The following is a 23,374-nucleotide window of genomic DNA, read 5'->3' as shown; positions in this document are numbered from 1 at the left end:
AGGGGGTCAGCCCAGGTTTGAGTTGACCTCGTTGATGACGCCTTTGGCGGCATCCCGCGGGGAGACCTTCCCGAAAAGAACGTCGGTGTTGTAACGGTTCAATACTTCCATGGTGGCGGAGGATCCTGCCGGGAACGGCTTCGGCGGATCAATCTTCATCTCTGCGATCCGGTCCAGGTAGGTGGCCTCCTTCTGCTGGGTTTCCTTCAGCAGGGGAGTGATGCCGGCCTTCAGTTCGGTGTTGGCGGGCATGCCGCGGTCGCTCTTGATCTTGCTGGCAGCGTCCATATTGTTGACCAGGTAGTTGATGAAGAGTGCGGCTTCCTTGGACTGCGCCGACTTCGCGGAGATGGCGTACTCCATGGAAGAACGGAGCCAGGTGCCGGGCTGCTTGCTTTCGCCGGGGAGCTTCACCATCATCAGCGGAGCGCCGGAGTATGAGGTCATCTGGTTGCTCCATGAAATCTTCATGGCCTGCTTGCCCTGGCCCATGAGGGTCATCTCGGGCTGGGCCGAGCCGTCCTCCACCGTCTGCGACGCGGAGGGCGCTCCTCCGGTGTCCATCAGCTTCTTATTGAGCTCGAACCATTTGGTGAGCGTGTCCTCGCTGATGGCCATCTTCTTTCCGTCCTCCGTGTAGAGCTCCTCGCCGTTTTGGCGGGCCCAGACGGCAACGAATGAGTCGTTGGACATCGGCGTGGTGCCGAAGGTGCCGGCGGGAGACTTTGCGGTGATCTCCGCGGCAATGTCGACGTAATCATCCCAGGTCCAGGTTTCGTCATCCGGGAGGGGGACGCCGGCTGCCTCGAAGACAGTGGGGTCCAGCACCATGGACATGGCATTCACGCCGGCGGTGATGGTGTACTGCTTGCCGTCGATCTTGCCCAAATCCACAGTTCCTTCGGCGAACTTCGAAGTGTCGAGCTGGTCCTTTACCGTGTCCAGGTCAAGCAGCACGCCCCGGGAGGCGTACTCGCTGGGGTACGAGCCGCTCATGGCGAAGACATCAGGAGTGGTTCCCCCGGCGATCTGGGTGGCCATTTTGTCCCAGTAGGAGCTGAATTCGGTGTTCTCACCCTGGACTTTGATGGTGGGATTGGCGGCTTCAAAATCTTGGATGACCTCGAGCGTCGTTTTGGCGCGGGAGTCGTTGCCCCACCAGGCGAAGCGGATGGTTACCGGGTCCTCCTCGGTGCCCACCTTTCCGGCCTGGGTGTTGCTGCCGCAGCCGGTCAGGGCCAAGGCCAAGCTGGCAGTGGCCGCCGCCATCCCTAGTACTGACCTTTTTGGAAGAAACTTCATGGTCCTGCCCCTTTGCTGGTGTTCCAGAGCTGCTGTTCTAGAGTTGAGTGATGCCGGTTACAGAAAACGCTTTCTCAAAAATTAGCAAAGGGCTATACATCAGTCAAGAAACCGTTTACTTTGGTAGCGAGCCGCTTTCAACCAGCACCTCGGGCGGCGCCCGGCAAGCGTGTTCCGCAGTTCTTGCGGGCTCGCCTTCGCCACCGGCGCCACAGGTGCCCGCAACCATCGCACCGCGATGACAAGAACGTGGAGGCCACGATGACCAAAGGAGACCATATGGCCGCGAAGCACAAACCCAGGGCCCTGCGGCCGGCAATTCGGCCGGCCGCAGCCGGCCCATACCGGGCGGGGCACCTGCAGTGAGCGCGATCAGTGAATTGAGCTCGCTGTCCCGGCGGAAGGGCAAAGCCACCGCCGAGGAGAAGAGGGCGAACGGTCGCGACAACAAGGCCGCGTACATCTTCCTGCTGCCGTGGCTGGTGGGCCTGGTAGCCATCACCATCGGCCCCATGCTGATGTCCCTCTATCTGTCCTTCACGGACTACAACCTGCTCCAGCCGCCGGAATGGACCGGGCTGGACAACTTCACCCGGATGCTGACCGATGCCCGGCTGCACAACTCACTCGGTGTGACGTTCACCTACGTCTTTGTCGGTGTTCCGCTGCAGCTCGCCGTCGCTCTGCTGATCGCCCTGGTCCTGGATAAGGGCCTGCGCGGACTGCCGTTCTACCGCTCGGTGTTCTACCTGCCGTCCCTGCTTGGCGGTTCGGTGGCCGTGGCCATCCTCTGGAAGCAGATCTTCGGCACCACCGGCCTGGTCAACCAGGTCCTGGCGATGTTCGGCATCCAGGGGCCGGGGTGGATCTCGGATCCCAGCACTGCACTGGGGTCGATCATCCTGCTGCACGTCTGGACGTTCGGCGCCCCCATGATCATCTTCCTGGCCGGCCTGCGCCAGATCCCGCACATGTACTACGAGGCCGCCAAGGTGGATGGCGCCACCACGCTCCAGCAGTTCTGGCGGATCACCATGCCCATGCTGAGCCCCATCATCTTCTTCAACCTGGTTCTGCAGATCATCGGTTCGTTCCAGTCGTTCACCCAGGCGTTCATCGTCTCCGGCGGCAACGGTGGTCCTTCGGACTCCACGATGTTCTTCACGCTGTATCTCTACCAAAAGGGCTTCGGCCAGTTCGATATGGGCTACGCGTCGGCCATGGCATGGTTCCTGCTGGTCATCATCGGCGTCTTCACCGCCATCAACTTCATCGCTTCTAAGTATTGGGTTTTCTATGACGACTAACCTGGAGACGCTGCCCGCATCGGACAAGAAGTCCGGGAATGCCGGTAAGCCTACGAACCACCGCAAGCCCCGCGAGTCCCGCGGGACCCTGGCCTTCAGCCGGGCCCAGCGCGGCAAGTCCCTGATGAAGCACGGCATCCTGATCCTCGCCGGCGGCCTGATGATCTACCCCCTCCTTTGGATGGTGGTCTCCTCGCTCCGCCCCAACGAGATGATCTTCCGGGAGCCCGGCCTGTGGCTGAACAGCCTGGAAATGAGCAACTACACGGACGGCTGGTCCGCCCTGACGCACCCGTTCGGGCATTACATGATCAACTCGGCCATCGTGGTGATTGGCTCGATCCTGGGCAACCTGATTTCCTGCTCCATGGCCGCCTACGCCTTCGCCCGCCTGCAGTTCACGGGGAAGAAGCTGTTCTTCGGCATCATGCTGCTGACCATCATGCTTCCCTTCCACGTGGTAATCGTTCCGCAGTACATCCTGTTCTCGCAGATCGGCTGGGTGAACACCTTCTGGCCGCTGCTGGTGCCCAAGCTGCTCGCCACGGACGCGTTCTTCGTCTTTTTGATGGTCCAGTTCATTCGAGGTATTCCCCGGGAACTCGATGAAGCCGCCCGGATCGACGGCGCCGGCCACCCCCGCATCTTCCTGCGGGTCATCCTGCCGCTGATGGTGCCGGCCCTGGCCACCACCACCATCTTCACCTTCATCTGGACCTGGAACGACTTCTTCGGCGCCCTGATCTACCTCACCGATCCGGACATGTTCACGGTGCCCGTGGCCCTGCGTGCGTTCGTGGACTCCCAGTCCGCAACCAGCTGGGGATCATTGTTCGCCATGTCCATCGTGTCCCTCCTGCCGGTGTTCCTGGTGTTCCTGTTCGGCCAGCGGTTCCTTATCAAGGGCATCGCCACCACGGGCATCAAGTAGCCCCGCGCTGCCGCAGAATCCCAGGACCGCGGTTCTGCACCGGGCGGCGTTAAGCCCGAGCGGCCCGTCCCTGCGGCGGGCCGTTCGGCTGTCCTTTCCGGCATCCTGAAACTCTCCGCACAAGGTCTTGTATTACAAGTCACACACTTATAGCATTAGGTTCAGAAAGCGTTTTCCCGCCAGAAGATACCGTTCCCCCTATTCCTGCATAGCGAAACCAAGACCACACCATCCCCAGCACCAAGATCAAAGAAGATCGGAGTACCAAGTGCCGTTTTTCCCCCGTTCTGCATCTGCTGAGAGGCAGGCAGAAAATTCATCCTCCGGCGCAGCCCGCCGCATCCGCAAGACGGGCGTGGCGGCCGCGGCTGCCGCCGTCGTCGTGGCCCTCAGTGCATGCGGCGGCGGAGATACCGCGCAAAGTGCCGACGGCCCTGTTGAACTGCGCTTTTCCTGGTGGGGCGGTGACAAGCGCGCCCAGCTGACCCAGGAAGCCATCAAGCAGTTCGAAGCCGAGAACCCGAACATCAAGATCAAGCCGGAGTTTGGCGACTGGAGCGGCTACTGGGACAAGCTGGCCACCCAGGTGGCGGCCAATGACGCCCCGGACATCATCCAGATGGACGAGAAGTACATCACCGAGTACTCGAGCCGCGGCGCCCTCCTTGACCTGTCGAAGTACGACATTGACACGTCCAAGCTCGACGAAGCCGCCCTGAACGCCGGCAAGAGCGAGGACGGGCTGACGGGCATTGCCGCCGGTATCAATGCCGCCACCATCCTGGCCAACCCGGCTGTCTTCGAAGCCGCCGGTGTCCCGCTGCCGGATGACTCCACCTGGACCTGGGAGGACTTCGGACGTATCGCCGCGGAAATAACGGAGAAGTCGCCGAAGGGCACCTACGGCGCTGCGGCATATGGCACCGATGAGGCCTCGCTGGGTGTCTGGCTCCGCCAGGACGGCAAGTCCCTCTACACGTCGGACGGGAAGCTGGGCTTTGAGCCGGCCGATATCGCCGCCTGGTGGGACAACCTGAAGCAGCTGAGCGAGAAGAAGGCAGTGCCGACCGCATCCGAGGTGGTTGAGGCCGAAGCCGCACCGCTGGACCAGAGCGGACTGGCGACGGGCAAGAACGCCCTGGCCTTCTGGTGGTCCAACCAGGCGCCCGCACTGGAAAAGGCCTCCGGTGGCGACCTGAAGATCCTGCGGTTCCCCACCAAGACCGGTGACGCCGCCGATGCCGGGCTCTGGTACAAGGCATCCCAGTTCTGGTCAGCCTCCTCACGCACCAAGCACCCTGAGGAAGTGGCCAAGTTCATCAACTTCCTCGCGAACGACGTCAAAGCCGGTGAAGCCCTCCTGGCTGACCGCGGTGTCTACCCGAACTCCGAAGTCCGGGCAGCCATCGAATCCAAGCTGACCCCCGCCGACGTCAAGGTGGTCAAGTTCATCGACCAGATCAAGGACGAACTTGGCGAGGCTCCGGCACCGCCGCCAAAGGGCGCAGGCTCCATCCAGGAGATCATCAAGCGGTACACCTCGGAAGTCCTCTTCGAACGGCTGTCCCCGGAAGAAGCAGGCAAGAAGGCCCATGACGAAATGAAGTCGGCCATCAGCAGCTAGACCTCACACCGCCAACACGGCTCCGGACAGTTGGGTGGATGCCTCCTCCGCCCACAGCGTCCGACGGCGGGTGGCAGCTCCGTCCCGGCAGGAACCACCGGTTCCTCCCGGGACGGAGCTGTTTGAAGGCGTGGATGACGCCGGCTGGATGACCCGCCCGCCTCAGCCCTCCTCGGCGATCACCGCCACTCCGCCTGCAGGCACAATTCCGGAGAATGCATCACCCGTCAGAAGGTCCCTCCCCGATGCCTGCACTGAGGCACCGGAGCGGGTGTGGTTGATCGCGAACAGGAAGCTCCCACCGTCGGCAGAGCGGCGCCGCACCACCTCCACGCCGGTGTCGGCCACGGCGGCGGGTGCAACGCCGGAATCGGCAAGGAGCCGGTCCACCACAGCCTCGATGCCGTCCGGGTCGGGGAAAGTGGCCAGGTACCACGCAGTGCCCCTGCCGACAGTCCGCCGGGTCAGGGACGGGACGCCCTCCAGGGGGTATTCGGTAAAGGTCTGGACGGTTTCGGCGTCCACAGCGTGCACGTGCTCGCTCCACACGGACGCTACGGTGCCGTCGCTCAGCTTCAGCCGGGAACCTTCGAGCAGGGGATGGAATTCCTCCACCCGCACCCCCAGCAGCTCGCGGAAGGCTCCCGGGTAGCCTCCCAGCCGGACATGGTCCTTCTCGTCCACGATCCCGCTGAAGTAGCTGACCAGCACGGTGGCGCCGGCCGAAGCGGCAGAGGCAATATTGGCTGCGGCATCATCGGTGACCGAGTACAGCGTGCAGACGAGGACCAGATCGTAGCCCTCAAGCGACGCAGAGGGATGCACCATGTCCACGGAGACTCCCCGCAGGAACAGGGAGCGGTGGAAGGCCCGCAGCAGGTCCAGGTACCGGACATCAATGCTGGGCTTGGAATCGATTTCGCTGGCCCACCAGGCCTCGTAGTCAAAAACGATGGCCGCCCGGGACTCCACGCGGGAGCCGCGGACGGGCTCGAGCAGTTTCAGGGCGGCGCCCAGGTCCACCACCTCGCGCCAGACCCGCGTGTCGCGCCCGCCGTGCGGCACCATGGCCGAGTGGAACTTCTCCGATCCGGCAAAACTTTGCCGCCACTGGAAGAACATCACGGCGTCCGCCCCGCGCCCCACGTGGGCGAGGGAATTGCGGAGCATCTCGCCCGGCAGCTTTGGCTGGTTGCGCGGCTGCCAGTTGACGGCCGACGTCGAATGTTCCATCAGGATCCACGGTTCGCCACCCGCGATTCCACGGGTGAGGTCCGCGCTGAACGCGAGTTCTACGTGGCGTTCCGGATCCGCGGCCACCAGGTAGTGGTCGTTGGCAATGACATCCAGGTCCCTGGCCCAGTCGAAGTAGTCCATGGCCTTTGTGGCACTCGATGCCATCAGGTTGGTGGTGCAGGGAACGTTGGGGGTCACTTCACGCAGGACGGCCACGAGGTCGCGGTAGTAGTCCATCAGGACCCACGAGTTAAACCGCTGGAAGTCCAGCTGCTGGCCGGGGTTCAGTGTGCTGGGAGCGACGCCGGGAGGCAGGATCTCCTCGAACGATGCGTAGTTCTGGCTCCAGAATGCCGTGCCCCAGGCGGCGTTCAACGCCTCGATGCTTCCGTAACGGCGCTCCAGCCACACGCGGAATGCTGCCGCGTCCTCCTCGCCGTAGAAAGCGGAAACATGGCAGCCCAGTTCGTTGTCCACGTGCCAGAGTGCCAGTGCCGGGTGGTCCTTGTAGCGTTCTGCCAGCGCCCGGGTAATGCCCTTGGCGTACCGACGGTAAGCGGCCGACGACGGCGTGTAGTGCCGCCGCGAGCCCGGTCCCAGCACTGTTCCGTCAGCCGTGACCGGCAGGATTTCGGGGTGTTTGCGGACCAGCCAGGCCGGGGGAGCGGCGGTGGCGGTGGCCAGGGCCACCTTGACGCCGATGCCCGCGAGGTTGCCCAGCACCTCGTCGAGCCAGCCGAAATCGTAGTGCCCTTCAGTAGGCTCGAGCAGTGCCCAGGAGAAGATCCCGACGCTGAGGAAGTTCACGCCGGCTTCCTGCATCAGTTCCAGATCCTCCAGCCGCACGCTGACGGGCCACTGCTCCGGGTTGTAGTCACCGCCGAAGGCAATGCCTTCGACGTTGCTCCAAACGCTGGCCGGGCCGGAAGTTGCCTGGATTGTCATGGGACTCCTATGTCTGCTGCGGGGCTGGAACATGACGGAACGTCAGATGTTTGGAAAACGCTTGCCCAAATGGGGGAATGGCTATATTGTATCGTTTCAGAAGCCGTGTAAGCCAGCTCACTACTCGCGTTGTAGATGAGATCAGGGATTGCACACATCGAGCAAGGAGGCTCCCGTGATCAACAGAAGGCATTTCCTCACCACCGTCGCCGTCGGCACAGCATCCGCCGGCGTTCTGGCTGCGTGCGGCACCGGGTCCAGCACTTCCGGACAGACCGGTTCCGCCGAGAACCCCGTTACCATCAACTACACCTGGTGGGGCAACGACGACCGCGCAGAGCGGACCCGCAAGGCCATTGCCCTGTTCGAATCGAAGAACCCGGACATCAAGGTCAACGGCAACTTCACCGATTTTCCCAGCTACTGGCAGAAGCGTGCCACCGAGGCTGCCGGCGGCGGCCTGCCGGACGTCATGCAGTGGGACCTTTCCTACCTGCGTGACTACGGCCAGCGCAACCAGCTCCTGGACCTGGGCACCGTCAACATCAACACGGACGCCTTCGAGAAATCCCTCCTGCCTTCCGGCCAGATCAAGGGCAAGACCTACGGCATCCCCACCAGCACCAACGCCTTCGCGGTCTACTACGACCCCGCCAAGTTGGCTCCCCTCGGTATCGCGGAGCCCACCGGCAAGTGGACCTATGAGGAATTCAACGCTTTCCTCACCGAGGTGGGCAGCAAGAGCAACGGCGCGTTGTTCGGTTCCACTGATTACACCGGTGTCTGGTGGATGTTCAACATCTGGCTCCGCCAGAACAACATCGAGGCCTTCACCGAGGACGGCAAGCTCGGCTTCAGCAAGGATGACCTGAAGAAGTGGTGGAACCTCACCGCCGACCTCCGCGGCACGCCCGCCATCGTCCCTGAAGAGCGGGTGACCCAGCTCAAGCCCAAGTCGGCACTGGGCTCCAATGTGACTGTCTCCGAGGTTACTTGGGACAACTTTATGGCCGGCTACCTCGGCGACAGCGGAGCGAAGGAACTCAGGCTGGTTCCGGTTCCCTCTGACGACCCGGACAACCTGGGCCTGTTCCTGAAGCCCTCCATGCTGATGGTGGCCAGCGCCAAGACCAAGTTCAAGGACGCTGCAGCCCGGTTCATCGACTTCATGGTCAACGACCCCGAGGTGGGCCAGATCTTCAAGACTTCACGTGGCGTGCCGGCGTCCAAGACCCAGCGTGACGGCACCACCTTCGAAGGCACAGACAAGCTGGTTGTCGATTACGAAAAGTCCATCGAACAGTACCTCAAGGACGCTCCGGAGCCGCCCATCGTGGGCTTCGGCACATTGGAAGCATCGTTCGGCCGGATCGCCTCGGAGCTGAACTACGGCAAGCTGGACGTCAACGCTGCTGCCGACAGCTGGTTCAAGGAAGCCGAAGACCTCATCAAGCAGAATGCCTGAGCAGGCGCATCGCCTGACCAGGACGTTCACAACTGACGGAATGAACTCGTGACTCAAAGCCCAACAATGAGCAGGCGTTCGACGCAAACCGCCTCCCCGCAGCCGCGCAAGTCGCGGCAGCGGGGAGCGGATGCCCGCGCTGGCTACACCTTCCTGCTGCCCTGGCTGCTCGGATTCATCGCCCTCACTGTTGGGCCCATGATTTCCTCGCTGTACCTGTCCTTCACCAACTACAACCTGTTCGAACCGCCCAAGTGGATCGGCCTGGACAACTACGCCAGCCTCTTCCAGGACGAACGGTTCCTGCAGTCCGTCGGCGTGACCGTCAGCTACGTGGTGTTCGGTACTCCGTTGAAGCTCGCTGCCGCGCTGGCAGTGGCGATGCTGCTGAACAGCAAGCGCCGCGGCCAGGGCTTCTACCGCTCCGCCTTTTACGCACCGTCACTGATCGGCGCGTCGGTCTCCATTGCTATTGTGTGGAAGGCGATGTTCGGCGACTCGGGTCCGGTGGACCAGGGCCTGTCCTTCTTCGGAATCAACCTCGGCGGCTGGGTGGGAAACCCGGCGATGACCATGCCGATGTTCATCCTGCTGACCGTGTGGCAGTTCGGCGCCCCGATGGTGATCTTCCTCGCCGGGCTCAAGCAGATCCCCAACGAGCTCTACGAGGCAGCGTCGATGGACGGTGCAGGCCCGGTGCGGAAGTTCTTCAACATCACCTGGCCCATGCTCTCCCCGGTGATCTTCTTCAACCTGCTGATGGAAACCATCCACGCGTTCCAGATCTTCGCCTCGGCCTACATCATCTCCAACGGTGACGGCGGTCCGGCCGGTTCCACCCTCTTCTACACCCTCTACCTCTACCTGCGGGGCTTCAGCGACTTCCGGATGGGCTACGCCTCGGCGATGGCCTGGCTGCTGGTGATCGTCGTCGGCATCATCACCCTGATCTTTTTCCGCACGTCCAAGTCCTGGGTCCACTACAGCGGTGATGCAAAATGACAACCATGGCAACCCCCACCCAGTCCGCCCCGGACGCACCGGTGCCGGTCTACAACCCGAAATCCGAGTCGGCGGGTGCGAAGCGGGCCAAGAGCCTGGCCTTTCATGCCGCAACCCTCCTCCTCACCGCGATTGTGCTCTATCCGGGCCTGTGGATGATCGCCTCGTCGTTCAAGCCGAACTCGGAAATCGGTGGTGCGAACACGTCTCTGTGGTCGAACAACTTCAGCTTCGACAACTTCGTCACCGCAATGGAGGGGATCGGCGGTGTGTCCACTGTGCAGTTCTTCACCAACTCGTTGATCCTTGCCATCGGGGCAGTGGTAGGCACGATCCTCTCCGCGTCCGTGTCGGCCTACGCGTTCGCCAGGATCAACTTCCCCGGCCGCGGCGTATTCTTCGGCATGATGATCGCCACCCTGCTCCTGCCGTTCCACGTGGTGATCATCCCGCAGTACATTGTGTTCCAGCAGCTTGGCCTGGTGGACACCTACGTGCCGCTGCTGATCGGCAAGTTCCTGGCCGCTGACGCGTTCTTCGTGTTCCTGATGGTCCAGTTCATGCGAAACCTGCCCGGTGAGCTGGACGAGGCCGCAAGGATCGACGGCGCCGGCCACGCGAGGATCTTCACCTCCATCATGCTGCCGCTGATGAAACCGGCGCTGATCTCCACCTCAATCTTCTCCTTCATCTGGAGCTGGAACGACTTCCTTGGCCCGTTGCTCTACCTGAACACCCCGGAGAAGTACCCGCTGCCGCTGGCGCTGCGCCTCTTCGTGGACCAGACGCAGAGCTCCGACTACGGTGCCATGATCGCCATGTCCGTGCTGGCCCTGCTGCCGGTACTGATCTTCTTCCTTGTGTTCCAGCGGTACATTGTTGAGGGCGTCTCCACCCAGGGCCTGAAGGGCTGACGGAGGCAGGAATGAGCATCATGGACAGCACCAGGCCCGCATCCGACCACCATGAACCCGTCCCGGTAAACCGCTTCGCGTTGTTCTCCGAGACCCTCCTGGCAGGGGTCCTGGTGCTGGTCTTGTCCATTCCGCTGGTCACGATCCCCGCCGCCTACGCGGCGGGGATCGCCCATCTGGAACGGCACCTCGCGGGCCGGGACGATTCGGTCCGCGGGCTCTGGGGTACGTTCAAAGGTGCCCTTCCCGGCAGCTGGAGGCTTGGCTTCATCACCGCGGCAGCCGCCGTCGTGATTGTCCTCAACCTGCTGTTGGCCTGGGTGGGCCAGCTGCCCGGCCGGGAAGTAGTCCTGCCGGCAACCCTGCTCCTGGCTGGCTGCGGCGCCATCCTGCTCCTGCGCACCACCGCCGCCTGGTCCGACTCCAGCGGCCCGGGCACAGATGCCAAGAGCGCGTGGCGCTCCGCGCTGGAAACCGGAAAAGCGTTGTCCCTCAAAGACTGGACAGGCTCGCTTCTGCTGGGAGCCGCCCTCTTCGGCGCCGTGGTCTTCGTCTGGATGCTTGCGGCACTGTTCGTCGTGGTCCCCGGCACGTTGATCCTCGCGGCCGCCGCCGTAAAGCTTCGCTCACACCGGGCCTGAGAGCCCGTTTTCAAGCTATTCCGGCGCCGGCCTCCCGCCGGCGCCGGAACCATTGCCCCAGTCTTCCCAGCTATCGAGTTGAGTCCCCGACGTGCCTTCCGAACGCCCGCGTTCCGAACAGTCCACCCACCCGCCTGAAAGTACCGCCCGCTGGTACCACCCGCTGAAGCAGCACAACTACCGGCTCTTCCTGGGCATGCAGCTGGCGGGCAGCGCCGGCGTCTGGATGCAGCGGCTGGCCCAGGACTGGCTGGTGCTGCAGCTGACCGGGAGCCCGGCGGCCGTGGGCGTCGCCGTCGCCCTGCAGTTCCTTCCCATGCTGGTGGTGGGGCCCCTCGCCGGGCTGGTGGTGGACCTCTACCCCAAGCGCCGAATCATGATGGTCTGCCAGACCGTGATCGTGCTTCTCGCCCTGGGCCTGGCAGCATGGGTAGCCAGCGGCTCCATCACCGTTTGGGCCGTGTATGCAAGTTGCGTTGCGCTGGGAATCACCGCCGCCATTGACCAGCCCGCCCGGCAGGTGTTCGTGAACGAGGTAGTGGGCGACGCCGCCCTCCGGCCTGCCATCGGACTGAACAACGCGCTGGCCCAGCTCGGAGCCATGGCGGGACCTGCCCTCAGCGGCGTACTCATCGCCCAGGCCGGCCCGGCCGCCGCCTTCGCTGCCAACGCCCTGATCGGCGTACTGGTGCTAGGGCTGATCATCGGCATGCGGACCTCGGAACTTTATCCCGGCACTCCTGCCGAACGGGGCCGCGGGCAGCTCCTCGCGGGCTTCCGCTATGTCCGGGACCGGCCGCGCCTGCTGCTCCTGATTCTGCTGGCCGGGCTCCTAGGTGCCTTCGGCATGAACGGACCGGTGGTCCTGGCAGCCTTCGCCGACCGGGTATGGCACAACGGCGTGGCGGGCTTCGGCCTGTTCAATACCGTCAGCGCCATCGGGGCGCTCACCGGCGCACTGCTTGCCGCCCGGCTCAGGAACATGGGGCGCAAGGGCATCGTGGCGGCGGCGGGCCTCTTTGGACTGTCCCAGCTTATTGCCGCCCTGATGCCCAACCTGCTGCTCTTCACGGCGATGCTGGTAGTGGTGGGCCTCATGACGCTCCTCTTCCTCACCAGCGCCGCCACCGCGGTCCAGCTCGAGGCCGGCCCGGCCATCCGCGGCCGGGTCATGGCGCTGTACCTGCCGCTACTCCTGGGCGGACACGCCTTGGGAGGGCTCCTCGCGGGCTGGCTGACAGAGCAATTCGGAGTGCGCACCGGACTGGTAGTTACAGGCGGGCTGGGCCTGCTGTCCGCCGTTGTCGTGGGCCTGCTGCTGTGGCTGCACGGCAGGCGGTCCCGCACCCTGTAAAAGCGGCGCCGAAGTAAGGCTAGTCAGGACGCAGGGAGGGCGAACGAAGTGGGGGAGGACCCGGCCCAGCGCAAGCCCAGTTCGCTGAAGGTGGCATGCTGCCGGCCGGCGCGTTCCAGCGCGTCCTCAATGTCGACCACCACGGCGTGGGTTGCTTCGCCCTCGCCCTCCCACCGGACGTAGGCGCCGTCGATGGGGGCGGGCGCCGGCGCGGTGCGGATCGCCTCCAGGACCAGCATGAAGGCACCGCTGTCCACCGCCGAGCTGAGCAGGGGAACGCCGTGGTTCCGGTGCGCCAGCAGGTTCTCGGTGAGGTCGTCCCGGCCGAAGGTTTCCTCCGTGCGGCCGGACGCCGTTTCGATGGTGAGGCGGTCCTCGGTGTAGTGGAAGACCGCTGTTCCGGCCGATCCCTGGAGCGTCACGTATGGCTCCACGGACTCGGTGGCGCAGATGGTGAGGGCGCAGGTAATGGGCAGGCCGGATGCGGTGCGGATCCGGATCACGGAGGTGTCGTCCGATTCGATGTCGTTCGCGCGGTACAGCTCAGTTTCCACGGACGCCACATCCGCCGTGGTGCGGGCGCCGGCAATCCGCAGCGCGGTTGCCACTGCGTGGGCCAGGGGATTGGTGGCCACCCCGTCCACAACGTCGATGCCGTTGATGCTGCGCTTTCCCGCCCAGCGTGAGCGCTTGTAGTACGCCTTGTCGCGCACCCAGCGGCCGGTGGCCGAGATGCCCTGCAGGGTGCCGATGGTGCCGGCCGCCACCAGCTCTTCGATGGCCCGGAGGGCGTGCGAGCCGAGGCTTTGGAATCCGATCTGGACGCTCCTGCCGGAGGCGGCGGCGGCGTCGAGGAGTGTAATGTAGTCCGCGAGCGAGGCCACCGGCGGCTTTTCCAGGTAGAGGTCGGCTTCAACGGCCAGCGCGGCGAGTGCCAGCGGGGCGTGGGTTTGGATGGGCGTTGCAACGATGATCACGTCCAGCCCCTGCGTGTCCGCCAGCAGTTCAGCGAGCCCCGGAAAGACAACGGCCGACGCCGGCACGGAGCCGGGTGCCGGCGGCTGCGGGTCGGCTACGGCCACGAGTTCGACGGCGCCTGCCGCCTGGAGGCGTTCAAGGTTGCGGAGGTGGTGGGTGCCAAAGCCATGGACACCCACGAGAGCCACGCGGGCGGGGGCCTCGTCCTTGCCGGCAACGGCTGTGGTAGGCAATTCTCGCGATGCCGGAGCTCCTTCCGGTGCGTCCGGTACGCGGGGGCCAGCTGGCATTCCCATGGTTCTCCATTCCGCCCAAGGGCATGAGTTGTCGGCTTCGAGCCTCCGGCTGCGGCAAACGCTTTCCGCCTTCAAGTGTGCGGCATAGTCCATCCCGCCGTCCAGTGATGTAACGATTCAAAAATGGCGGTTGACCCTGGCCCGTAAGGTGGTCTAGCTTCTGAGAAGCCGACTACCTGCGCCGAACCCATGCACTTGCGCTATCACCTATGGGCCCCAGGGCGGGTTAAGCCGGCCATCTACCACGGCACTTATCCGGCTGCGGGGGAAGCTGTGCTTTGGCGCACCACCAGTTCGGGGGTGAAAACCACGGAGCGGTGGGTGGCGTTTTGCGACTCCACCTCCTCGGACAGCAGTTCGATGGCGGTGCGCCCCAGTGCCTCGGTGGGCTGCCGGATGGAGGAGAGTGGAACCACTGCGGAGGCGGCGAAGTCGATGTCGTCATAGCCGATCAGCGCAACGTCTTCGGGAATCCGAAACGTGTGCGTCATGGTCAGGGACTGCATGACTCCCAGGGCCAGGAGGTCGTTCGCGCAGAAGATGCCCTCCGGCAGATCGTCCCTGCCGCGCTCCACCAGCATGTTGCCCACGCTGCGGCCCGCCAGGACGGTCATGCCCTCCGAGGTCAGCACCTCTAGCGTTGCGCCCGGCTCCTCCTTCACGGCCCGCTCGGCCCCCTGCAGGCGGTCGGCCACTTGGCGGATGGAGGTTGCGCCGCCCACAAAGGCCAGCCGACGGCGGCCGGTGTCCAGCAGGTGCCGCGCTGCCAGGTACCCGCCGGCGTCGTCGTCCACTGCAACGGAACTGAACTTGGTCTCGTCGGCCAGGCGGTCCACCAGGACGGTGGGCACGCCGCGCTCGCGCAGCAGGTCCAGCCTCTCGGTCACGTCGCCCACAGGGGAAATCAGCAGGCCCTGGACCCGTTGCTCCTGGAACAGGTCGATGTAATTGGCTTCCCGGCCGGCGTCGTGGCCGCTGTCGCCCAGCAGCACGGCGCTGCCGTGGAGGGCAGCGGCGTCCTCCGCCGCCCTGACCACCGAGGTGAAGAAGGGGTTGCCGACGTCCAGGACGATCAGCCCCACGGTACGGCTGTGCCCGGCCCGGAGCTGCCTGGCAGCGTCGTTACGGATGAAGCCGAGCTCGTCAATGGCCTTCAAAACCCGTTCCTTGGTGCGCTCGGACACCCGGTCCGGGTAGTTCAGCACATTCGAAACGGTTCCCACCGCCACGCTGGCGTGCGTGGCGACGTCCTTGATGCTGGCTGAGCGGTTCATGGTTCTCCGTGCTGCTGGTCCGCGTGCGCTGCATTCCGGTCCATGAACGGCCAGACCCGAATGCTTGACACCTACTCTGGTTCAAGAGTACTTTGAATCGTAACAATGAAACGATTCAAAGTTTTGCGAGTTCAGGAGAGTTCCAGATGAGGGTGTGCTTCCGCTCTTCGATCAAGCCGGAGTTGGCCGATGAATACAAGCGGCGCCACGCCGCCGTGTGGCCGGAGATGCTCCGCGCGCTGAAGGATGCCGGCTGGAACAACTACTCCCTGTTCCAGGGGGAGGACGGGCTCCTGGTGGGTTACGTGGAGTGCGACGACTTCGACGCCGCCCGGGCACGCATGGCCCTCACCGACGTAAACACCCGCTGGCAAGCGGAAATGGCAACGCTTTTTGCAGACTCCGGCCAGGCGCCCGATGAAGGGTTCCAGGTCCTGGAAGAAGTCTTCAACCTCGACAGCCAGCTTGCGGCAGCAGGAACACCCGCTTTCTGAACCGCCGCAAGCGGCAGCCCCGGCAGCGGGGATGCACCCAACAGACCACAGAACAAGACACCGGGAAGAACCATCATGAATGACGTAGCAACGGCGCTGGGCAGGCTCGGGGAGCTTGCCATCGAGGTCCCTTCGTGGGCCTATGGAAATTCAGGCACGCGGTTCAAGGTGTTCGGCACGCCCGGTACCCCTCGGACCGTGCAGGAGAAGCTGGCCGATGCCGCAAAGGTGCACGAGCTGACGGGCCTGGCTCCCTCGGTGGCGCTGCACATCCCGTGGGACAAGGTGGACGACTACGCCGCGCTGAAGGAATACGCGGCCGGCATGGGTGTGGGTTTGGGAACCATCAACTCCAATACCTTCCAGGATGACGAGTACAAGTTCGGCTCGCTGACCTCGTCCAACGAGGCGGTCCGCCGACGGGCCATCGACCACCACCTGGACTGCATCGAGATCATGCACGCCACCGGCTCGAAGGACCTCAAGATCTGGCTGGCGGACGGCACCAACTACCCGGGCCAGGATGACATGCGCGGACGGCAGGACCGCCTGGCCGAGTCGCTGCAGGAGATCTACGCCGCCCTGGGCGATGAGCAGCGCCTGGTGCTGGAGTACAAGTTCTTCGAGCCGGCTTTCTACCACACCGATGTTCCGGACTGGGGCACCTCCTATGCCCAGACCTTGGCGCTGGGCGAGAAGGCGTTTGTCTGCCTGGACACCGGCCACCACGCCCCGGGCACCAACATCGAGTTCATCGTGATGCAGCTGCTGCGCCTGGGCAAGCTGGGGTCCTTTGACTTCAACTCCCGCTTCTACGCCGACGACGACCTCATTGTGGGTGCTGCGGATCCGTTCCAGCTCTTCCGCATCATGCACGAGGTCATCCGTGGCGGCGGTTACGGCAAGGACTCCGGTGTGGCCCTGATGCTGGACCAGTGCCACAACCTGGAAGAGAAGATTCCGGGCCAGATCCGCTCGGTCCTGAACGTCCAGGAAATGACCGCCCGCGCCCTGCTGGTGGACACCGCCGCCCTGAACGAGGCCCAGCGCGCCGGGGACGTCCTGGCTGCGAACGGCATCTTCAACGATGCCTTCTACACCGACGTCCGGCCTGTGTTGGCCGAGTGGCGTGAATCCCGCGGCCTGCCCGCGGACCCGCTGGCCGCCTTTAAGGCCAGCGGTTACCAAAAGAAGATCAACGAGGACCGCGTGGGCGGCCAGCAAGCCGGATGGGGCGCATAAGAAGCATGAACAAGACTGTTGAAGACCTGATCTCACGCTCCAACCGCCTGGGCGCGGACAAGCGGAACACTAACTTCGCCGGCGGCAACACCTCCGCCAAGGGCACCGAGAAGGACCCGGTCACGGGCGAGGACGTCCAGCTGCTCTGGGTCAAGGGCTCAGGCGGGGACCTGGGCACCCTGAAGGCCGAAAACCTCGCGGTGCTGCGGCTGGACCGGCTGAACGCCCTGAAGAACGCCTACCCCGGTGTTGACCGCGAGGACGAGATGGTGGCGGCCTTCGATTACTGCCTCCACGGTAAGGGCGGCGCAGCCCCCTCGATCGATACCGCCATGCACGGACTGGTGGACGCCGCGCATGTTGACCACCTGCACCCGGATTCCGGCATCGCAATCGCGACGGCGGTGGACGGCGAGGCGCTGACCACCAAGATCTTCGGCAACAAAGTGGTGTGGGTTCCCTGGCGCCGCCCCGGGTTCCAGCTGGGCCTGGACATCGCCGCGATCAAGGACGCCAACCCGCAGGCCGTCGGCACCATCCTTGGCGGCCACGGCATCACCGCCTGGGGCGCCACCAGCGAGGAGGCCGAGCAGAACTCGCTGTGGATCATCGACCAGGCCGAAAAGTACATCCGCGAGAACGGCAAGGCCGAGCCCTTCGGGCCCAAGCTGCCCGGCTACGGTCCGCTGCCCGAGGCCGAGCGCCGTGCCAAGGCCGCGGCCCTGGCACCCGTGATCCGCGGCCTGGCCTCCACGGACAAGCCGCAGCTGGGGCACTTCAGCGATGACGCCGTCGTCCTGGATTTCCTCGAAGCTGCCGAGCACCCGCGCCTGGGCGCCCTGGGCACCTCCTGCCCGGATCACTTCCTCCGCACCAAGGTCAAGCCGCTGATCCTGGACCTGCCCGCCGACGCCTCGGTGGAGGACTCCATCGCCCGGCTGCACGAGCTGCACGCCGACTACCGCGAGGACTACCAGGCCTATTACGACCGCCACGCGGACGAAAACAGCCCGGCGATGCGGGGCGCGGACCCGGCCATCGTGCTGGTCCCGGGCGTGGGTATGTTCTCCTTCGGCGCCAACAAGCAGACCGCCCGGGTTGCCGGTGAGTTCTACATCAACGCCATCAACGTAATGCGCGGCGCCGAGGCCATCTCCACGTACGCGCCGATCAAGGAATCCGAAAAGTTCCGGATTGAGTACTGGGCGCTGGAGGAAGCCAAGCTGGCCCGGATGCCCAAGCCCAAGTCCCACGCCACCCGGATCGCCCTGGTGACCGGTGCGGCGTCGGGAATCGGCAAGGCCATCGCCACCCGCCTCGCCGCGGAAGGCGCCTGCGTGGTCATCGCCGACCTCAACCTTGAGAACGCGCAGAAGGTGGCCGAGGAGCTCGGCGGCTCCGACGTCGCCGTCGGCGTCCAGGCCGACGTGACCGACGAAGCGCAGGTGGCTGCCGCGATCGACGCTGCCGTCCTGGCGTTCGGCGGCGTGGACCTGGTGGTCAACAACGCCGGCCTCTCCATCTCCAAGCCGCTGCTGGAAACCACCGAAAAGGACTGGGACCTGCAGCACAACGTCATGGCCAAGGGCTCGTTCCTGGTGGCCAAGGCCGCTGCCAGGGTGATGATCGCACAGGGCCTGGGCGGGGACATCATCTACATCTCCTCCAAGAACTCCGTGTTCGCGGGCCCGAACAACATCGCGTATTCCGCCACCAAGGCTGACCAGGCCCACCAGGTGCGCCTGCTCGCCGCCGAACTGGGCGAGCACAGCATCCGCGTCAACGGAATCAATCCCGACGGCGTGGTCCGCGGCTCCGGGATCTTCGCCGGCGGCTGGGGTGCCAAGCGCGCAGCGGTCTACGGCGTGGACGAGGAGAAGCTGGGCGAGTACTACGCCCAGCGCACCCTGCTCAAGCGCGAGGTCCTGCCCGAGCACGTGGCCAACGCCGCCGCCGTGCTCACCAGCAACGAACTGTCGCACACCACCGGCCTGCACATCCCCGTGGATGCCGGAGTGGCCGCAGCCTTCCTGCGATGAGCGGGCACATTTCGAATGTCGACGGCGGCAACGTGTTTGCCGCCGTCGACATCGGCGCCTCCTCCGGCCGGGTCATCCTGGGCCGGGTCGGCAACGGCGGTGTGCAGCTCGAGGTGGTCCACCGCTTCCCCAACGGCGTGGTGGAGATCGACGGCGGCCTCCGCTGGGACTTCGACGCCCTCTTCGCCGAGGTGCTTGAAGGGCTCCGGGCGGCGGCCACCACCGCCGCGGCGCAGGGCGAAAAGATTGCCAGCATCGGCATCGACACCTGGGCCGTGGACTACGGGCTGGTCAACACGGCCGGGGAGCTCACGGCCCAGCCGTTCAGCTACCGCGACGACCGCAGCCGCGCCGCCGTCGAACCCGTGCACCGCAAACTGGACCCGGCCCGCCTCTACGGCACCACCGGGCTGCAGTTCCTGCAGTTCAACACCATCTACCAGCTCGCCACCGAGAAGAACCTGGACGGCCTGCAGGCACTGCTCATCCCGGACCTGATCGCCTTCCTCCTCACCGGTGTCCGGCGGACAGAGGCTACCAACGCCTCCACCACGGGACTGTTCGACGCCGTGGCGGGGGAATGGGCCACGGAATTCCTCGCTGCCCTGGACCTGCGGCGGGACTTGTTCCCGCCGCTGATCCAGCCCGGGGAAACCTTCGGAACCCTGCTGCCGGAGATTGCCGGCCAGGTGGGGCTGCCGCAGTACACGACGGTGGTGGCGGTCGGCTCGCACGACACCGCGTCCGCCGTCGCCGCCGTCCCGGCCCAGGAAGAGGACTTCGCCTACATCTCCTCCGGCACCTGGTCCCTGGTGGGGCTCGAGCTCAAGCACCCCGTCCTTACCGAGGCCAGCCGCGCGGCGAACTTCACCAACGAACACGGCGTGGACGGCACCATCCGTTACCTCCGCAACATGGGCGGCCTTTGGCTGCTCAGCGAATGCCAGCGGACCTGGGCATCGGAGGGATTCCATCCCGAGCTTCCGGCGCTGCTCCAGGCTGCCGCGGCGCTGCCGCCGGGCGGACCGCAGATCAACCCGGACGATCCGTACTTTATTGCCCCGGACAACATGCCGGAGCGGATCCGGGCCGCTGTCCGCCGGACGGGCGAGGTGTTACCGGACGATCCGGCGGCCATCACCCGCTGCATCATGGACAGCCTCGCCGCCGGCTATGCCAGGACTATCCGCGACGCCGAGAAGCTCGCGGACAGTGCAGTGGACGTGGTGCACGTGGTGGGCGGCGGCTCGCAGAACCAGTTGCTTTGCCAGCTCACAGCAGATGTGACGGGCCGGAAAGTGGTGGCCGGACCGGTTGAAGCCACCGCCCTGGGCAACGTCCTGGTCCAGGCTCGGGCGGCCGGCGCGGTGACCGGCGGCCTGGCCCAACTGCGCGCCCTGGTGGCGGCCAGCAGCCCGCTCCAGGTCTTCGCCCCGCAGCTCACACGGCTGTAGCAACCCGCCGGCAAACGCCACGGATCCGGCGGTTCCTGTTTCTGCGGACGATTCTGGGGTAAGTTCCTTTCTGCGGCCGTGAGAAAACGGTTTCTGGCGCAGGGACAGGGATACATGAAACAACTGAGCAGGCTCGGCATTGTGGGCTACGGGGCCGGCGACGCCGCCAACAGCATGATTATCAGCACCGCGAACATGTTCCTGCTGGTCTATTACACGGACGTCGGAGGAATTGGTGCCGCTGCCGCCGGGACCCTGCTGGTGGTGGCGCGGGTGTTCAACGCCTTCACGGACATTGCTGCCGGACGCATCGTGGACCGCGTGCACAGCAGGCGGTGGGGCAAATTCCGGCCCTACCTGATGTTCGGCTTCATTCCGCTCCTGCTCAGTGCGGCGGTTTTCCACGTCCCTGACGCGGACCCTGGGGTGAAGCTGCTGTACGCGTACTGCACCTACGGCCTGGTGTGCCTGGCCTACAGCCTGGTGAACGTGCCCTACGGCTGCCTGGTGGGAGCAATGACCCAGGACCCGCGGGAACGGGCCCGGCTGGCCGGGGCCCGGACCATCGGCGGGCTGTCGGTGGGGGCAACGCTTGGCTTCTTCGTTGCCCCGCTGCTCGGCGCAGGCGGGGACATGCAGCAGATCTTCACGGTCATGACGCTGGTTTTCGCGGCTGTGGGGTCAGGGCTGTACGCGTTCACCGGGATTGCCTGCCGGGAACGGATCGCCGGCAGCGTTCCCAGCATTACGCTGCGCCAAAGTGTGGACGCGCTGAAAGCCAATTCCCCGCTGGTGGTCCTCTGCGTCAGTTCGGTGCTGTTCGTCACCGGTGCCAGCGCCACCGGAGCCGCACAGTTCTTCTACCTCCGCGATGTCCTGTCCCGGGTGGACCTGTTTCCGGTCATGGCGGCCGCGCAGGTGGCCATCACCCTGGTGCTCGCCATCGTGATGCCGCGCATCGTGGCCCGGTGGGGCAAGAAAGCTGTTTACGCGGCCGGTGGCTGCACCGGGGCACTGGGTGGCCTGCTGGTCTTCCTGGTTCCGGCAACCCTGCCGTGGCTTGCCGTTGCAGGCATCGTGCTGGCCATGCTGTCGTCCGCGTCGGTGGGCATTGTGACCTGGGCTCTGATTGCCGACACCGTGGAGTATGGCGAGTGGAAGACCGGCGTGCGCGTGCAGGGCATCAACTATGCGCTCCTGGCGGCAACCCGGAAGCTGGGCATGGGCTTCGGCGGGGGAGTGGTGGCCTTCTCCCTGGCCTGGGGCGGCTATGCGTCAGCGGCTGCGGCGCAGTCGGACGCTGCCGTCTTTGCCATCAGGGCCGCCGCGGGACTGCTGCCCGGCGCACTGACCCTGGCAGCAGCGGCAGCAATGTACTGGTACCGCCTCACCGATAAGAGGCACGCGGAGCTGGTGGCAGGCCTTCAGGAATCGCGCTAGCTGGGGTGGAATGTGACGCAGCCGATTTTGCAGTCCTGTCCGGCGGGGTTATGGTCTTTCCCATGACTAACCGTTGGTATGCGTATTTTTCGTTGGCTCTCGAGGGGCCCGCGTCTAACTGACACGCATCCGACCACCTTCAGAGCCAACAGGGCAGAGATCATTCTCTGCCCTTCGCCGTTTCTCCGGCGGGTTCTGAACTGGGCCCGCTCCCCATCTGGAACAGGACCCGAACATGAGCGCCGCAACAGCAACAGCCGCAAAATCCACCTCGAACCTGCGGGTCAGCGAATTCACTGCGCTGCCCGCCCCTTCCGAACTCATCGCAGAACTTCCCCTGGACGCCCGCGTGGCGGACGTCGTCGAACGCGGACGCGATGAAGTCCGCGCCATCATGGACGGCGTTGACGACCGCCTGCTGGTCATCGTGGGCCCCTGCTCCATCCATGACCCCAAAGCAGGGCTGGAATACGCCCGCCGGCTGGTCAGCCAGGCCGAGAAGCACAAGGCAGACCTGCTGATCGTCATGCGGACCTACTTCGAAAAGCCCCGCACCACCGTGGGCTGGAAGGGCCTGATCAACGATCCCCGGCTGGACGGCAGCCACGACATGGTCACCGGCCTGCGGACCGCCCGGCACTTCCTGCAGCAGGTCACAGCCCTGGGGCTGCCCACCGCCACCGAATTCCTCGAGCCCATCAGCCCGCAGTACATGGCGGACCTGATCTCCTGGGGCGCCATCGGGGCGCGCACTACGGAAAGCCAGATCCACCGGCAGCTCGCGTCCGGCCTGTCCATGCCCATCGGCTTCAAGAACGGGACCGACGGCGACCTCCAGGTGGCCATCGATGCCTGCGGTGCATCCGCGGCGCCGCAGGCATTCCTGGGCATCGACGGCGAAGGCCGGGCGGCGCTGGTGGCCACTGCCGGCAACCCGGACACCCATGTGATTCTGCGCGGCGGGCGGAAGGGCCCCAACTACTCTTCAGCCGACGTCGAAGCCGCCTCGGCGAAGCTGGCCGGGAAGCAGCTGAACCCGCGGCTGATCGTGGACGCCAGCCACGCCAACAGCGGCAAGAGCCACCACCGGCAGGCAGAGGTGGCGCTCGAAATCGGCGCACAGCTTGAGGACGGCGGCACCTCCGCCCAGGCCATTGCCGGCGTCATGCTGGAGAGCTTCCTGGTGGGCGGGGCCCAGAACCTGGATGTTGCCGAGCACGCGGCGGCCCGGGACGAGCTGGTGTACGGCCAGAGCGTCACCGACGCCTGCATGGAGTGGGACGTGACCGCGTCGGTCCTGGACCAGTTGGCGGCGTCTGCACGGAAGCGCCGGGCGGTGAAATAGGGGAGCGCACTACTTTCACATCTGCCACAGGAACATCTAGAGTATCTAGGTAGGTGGTTGGTGGATGGCTCAGCATCGGAACACCGCATTG

Annotated in this window: 18 protein-coding genes; 14 read left to right on the top strand and 4 right to left on the bottom strand. The window is 65.0% G+C overall.

Features of this window, described 5'->3' with window-relative positions:
* Positions 1 to 6: 6 nt before the first annotated feature.
* Positions 7 to 1,302, bottom strand: coding sequence for an ABC transporter substrate-binding protein (locus AC5RU7_RS07080; protein WP_494051674.1), 1,296 nt, complete (start codon positions 1,300 to 1,302; stop codon positions 7 to 9).
* Between the two features lie 362 nt (positions 1,303 to 1,664).
* On the opposite strand from AC5RU7_RS07080, the gene AC5RU7_RS07075 reads away from it, so the two are divergent.
* The 3 genes from AC5RU7_RS07075 (at position 1,665) to AC5RU7_RS07065 (ending at position 5,164) form a co-directional block, all read left to right on the top strand.
* Positions 1,665 to 2,609 (top strand): carbohydrate ABC transporter permease, encoded by a 945-nt coding sequence (locus tag AC5RU7_RS07075; RefSeq protein ID WP_494051673.1) that lies wholly within the window; start codon positions 1,665 to 1,667, stop codon positions 2,607 to 2,609.
* Complete coding sequence (locus tag AC5RU7_RS07070; protein ID WP_009358525.1) at positions 2,599 to 3,540, top strand: carbohydrate ABC transporter permease; 942 nt, start codon at positions 2,599 to 2,601, stop codon at positions 3,538 to 3,540. Before AC5RU7_RS07075 ends, AC5RU7_RS07070 begins: the two co-directional genes overlap by 11 nt.
* 268 nt (positions 3,541 to 3,808) lie before the next feature.
* Positions 3,809 to 5,164 carry an ABC transporter substrate-binding protein gene (locus AC5RU7_RS07065; protein ID WP_494051672.1) on the top strand — a complete coding sequence of 452 codons (1,356 nt, stop codon included), beginning with the start codon at positions 3,809 to 3,811 and terminating at the stop codon, positions 5,162 to 5,164.
* Between the two features lie 162 nt (positions 5,165 to 5,326).
* On the opposite strand, the gene AC5RU7_RS07060 is transcribed toward AC5RU7_RS07065, so the two are convergent.
* Positions 5,327 to 7,345, bottom strand: coding sequence for a beta-galactosidase (locus AC5RU7_RS07060; RefSeq protein WP_494051671.1), 2,019 nt, complete (start codon positions 7,343 to 7,345; stop codon positions 5,327 to 5,329).
* A gap of 175 nt (positions 7,346 to 7,520) precedes the next feature.
* Here AC5RU7_RS07060 and AC5RU7_RS07055 point away from each other — a divergent pair, with 175 nt between their 5' ends.
* The 5 genes from AC5RU7_RS07055 (at position 7,521) to AC5RU7_RS07035 (ending at position 12,721) form a co-directional block, all read left to right on the top strand.
* Positions 7,521 to 8,810 carry an ABC transporter substrate-binding protein gene (locus AC5RU7_RS07055; protein ID WP_494051670.1) on the top strand — a complete coding sequence of 430 codons (1,290 nt, stop codon included), beginning with the start codon at positions 7,521 to 7,523 and terminating at the stop codon, positions 8,808 to 8,810.
* A gap of 48 nt (positions 8,811 to 8,858) precedes the next feature.
* Positions 8,859 to 9,812 carry a carbohydrate ABC transporter permease gene (locus tag AC5RU7_RS07050; RefSeq protein ID WP_494009982.1) on the top strand — a complete coding sequence of 318 codons (954 nt, stop codon included), beginning with the start codon at positions 8,859 to 8,861 and terminating at the stop codon, positions 9,810 to 9,812.
* Positions 9,809 to 10,726: a carbohydrate ABC transporter permease gene (locus tag AC5RU7_RS07045; RefSeq protein ID WP_494009983.1), complete on the top strand. Its 918-nt coding sequence runs from the start codon at positions 9,809 to 9,811 to the stop codon at positions 10,724 to 10,726. The genes AC5RU7_RS07050 and AC5RU7_RS07045 overlap by 4 nt, the downstream gene beginning before the upstream one ends.
* Before the next feature lie 11 nt (positions 10,727 to 10,737).
* Entirely contained in the window at positions 10,738 to 11,367 is a 630-nt protein-coding gene (locus tag AC5RU7_RS07040) for a Poxvirus protein I5 (RefSeq protein ID WP_494051669.1), read from the top strand.
* 91 nt (positions 11,368 to 11,458) lie between these two features.
* Complete coding sequence (locus AC5RU7_RS07035) at positions 11,459 to 12,721, top strand: MFS transporter (protein ID WP_494051668.1); 1,263 nt, start codon at positions 11,459 to 11,461, stop codon at positions 12,719 to 12,721.
* 23 nt (positions 12,722 to 12,744) lie between these two features.
* Here the strand turns inward: AC5RU7_RS07035 and AC5RU7_RS07030 are convergent, their stop codons facing one another.
* Together AC5RU7_RS07030 and AC5RU7_RS07025 are read right to left on the bottom strand one after the other, a co-directional pair.
* Complete coding sequence (locus AC5RU7_RS07030; RefSeq protein ID WP_494051667.1) at positions 12,745 to 13,932, bottom strand: Gfo/Idh/MocA family protein; 1,188 nt, start codon at positions 13,930 to 13,932, stop codon at positions 12,745 to 12,747.
* A 314-nt stretch (positions 13,933 to 14,246) separates the two neighbouring features.
* Positions 14,247 to 15,269, bottom strand: coding sequence for a LacI family DNA-binding transcriptional regulator (locus tag AC5RU7_RS07025; protein ID WP_494051666.1), 1,023 nt, complete (start codon positions 15,267 to 15,269; stop codon positions 14,247 to 14,249).
* A 146-nt stretch (positions 15,270 to 15,415) separates the two neighbouring features.
* Here AC5RU7_RS07025 and AC5RU7_RS07020 point away from each other — a divergent pair, with 146 nt between their 5' ends.
* From AC5RU7_RS07020 to AC5RU7_RS06995, 6 genes are all read left to right on the top strand, one after another.
* A complete protein-coding gene (locus AC5RU7_RS07020) occupies positions 15,416 to 15,763 on the top strand; it encodes an L-rhamnose mutarotase (protein ID WP_494051665.1) in 348 nt (115 codons plus the stop codon).
* Between the two features lie 75 nt (positions 15,764 to 15,838).
* Positions 15,839 to 17,005: an L-rhamnose isomerase gene (rhaI, locus tag AC5RU7_RS07015; protein ID WP_494051664.1), complete on the top strand. Its 1,167-nt coding sequence runs from the start codon at positions 15,839 to 15,841 to the stop codon at positions 17,003 to 17,005.
* Positions 17,006 to 17,010: 5 nt separating this feature from the next.
* On the top strand, positions 17,011 to 19,044 hold the full coding sequence (locus AC5RU7_RS07010; RefSeq protein WP_494051663.1) for a bifunctional aldolase/short-chain dehydrogenase: 2,034 nt from the start codon (positions 17,011 to 17,013) through the stop codon (positions 19,042 to 19,044).
* Positions 19,041 to 20,498 (top strand): rhamnulokinase, encoded by a 1,458-nt coding sequence (locus tag AC5RU7_RS07005; RefSeq protein ID WP_494051662.1) that lies wholly within the window; start codon positions 19,041 to 19,043, stop codon positions 20,496 to 20,498. The genes AC5RU7_RS07010 and AC5RU7_RS07005 overlap by 4 nt, the downstream gene beginning before the upstream one ends.
* Positions 20,499 to 20,612: 114 nt before the next feature.
* A complete protein-coding gene (locus AC5RU7_RS07000; RefSeq protein WP_494051661.1) occupies positions 20,613 to 21,938 on the top strand; it encodes a glycoside-pentoside-hexuronide (GPH):cation symporter in 1,326 nt (441 codons plus the stop codon).
* A gap of 235 nt (positions 21,939 to 22,173) precedes the next feature.
* Complete coding sequence (locus AC5RU7_RS06995) at positions 22,174 to 23,283, top strand: 3-deoxy-7-phosphoheptulonate synthase (RefSeq protein WP_494009993.1); 1,110 nt, start codon at positions 22,174 to 22,176, stop codon at positions 23,281 to 23,283.
* Positions 23,284 to 23,374 lie beyond the last annotated feature (91 nt).

It is taken from the genome of Arthrobacter sp. K410C (assembly GCF_059090105.1).
This window is presented reverse-complemented; position numbering and strand designations above follow the sequence as displayed.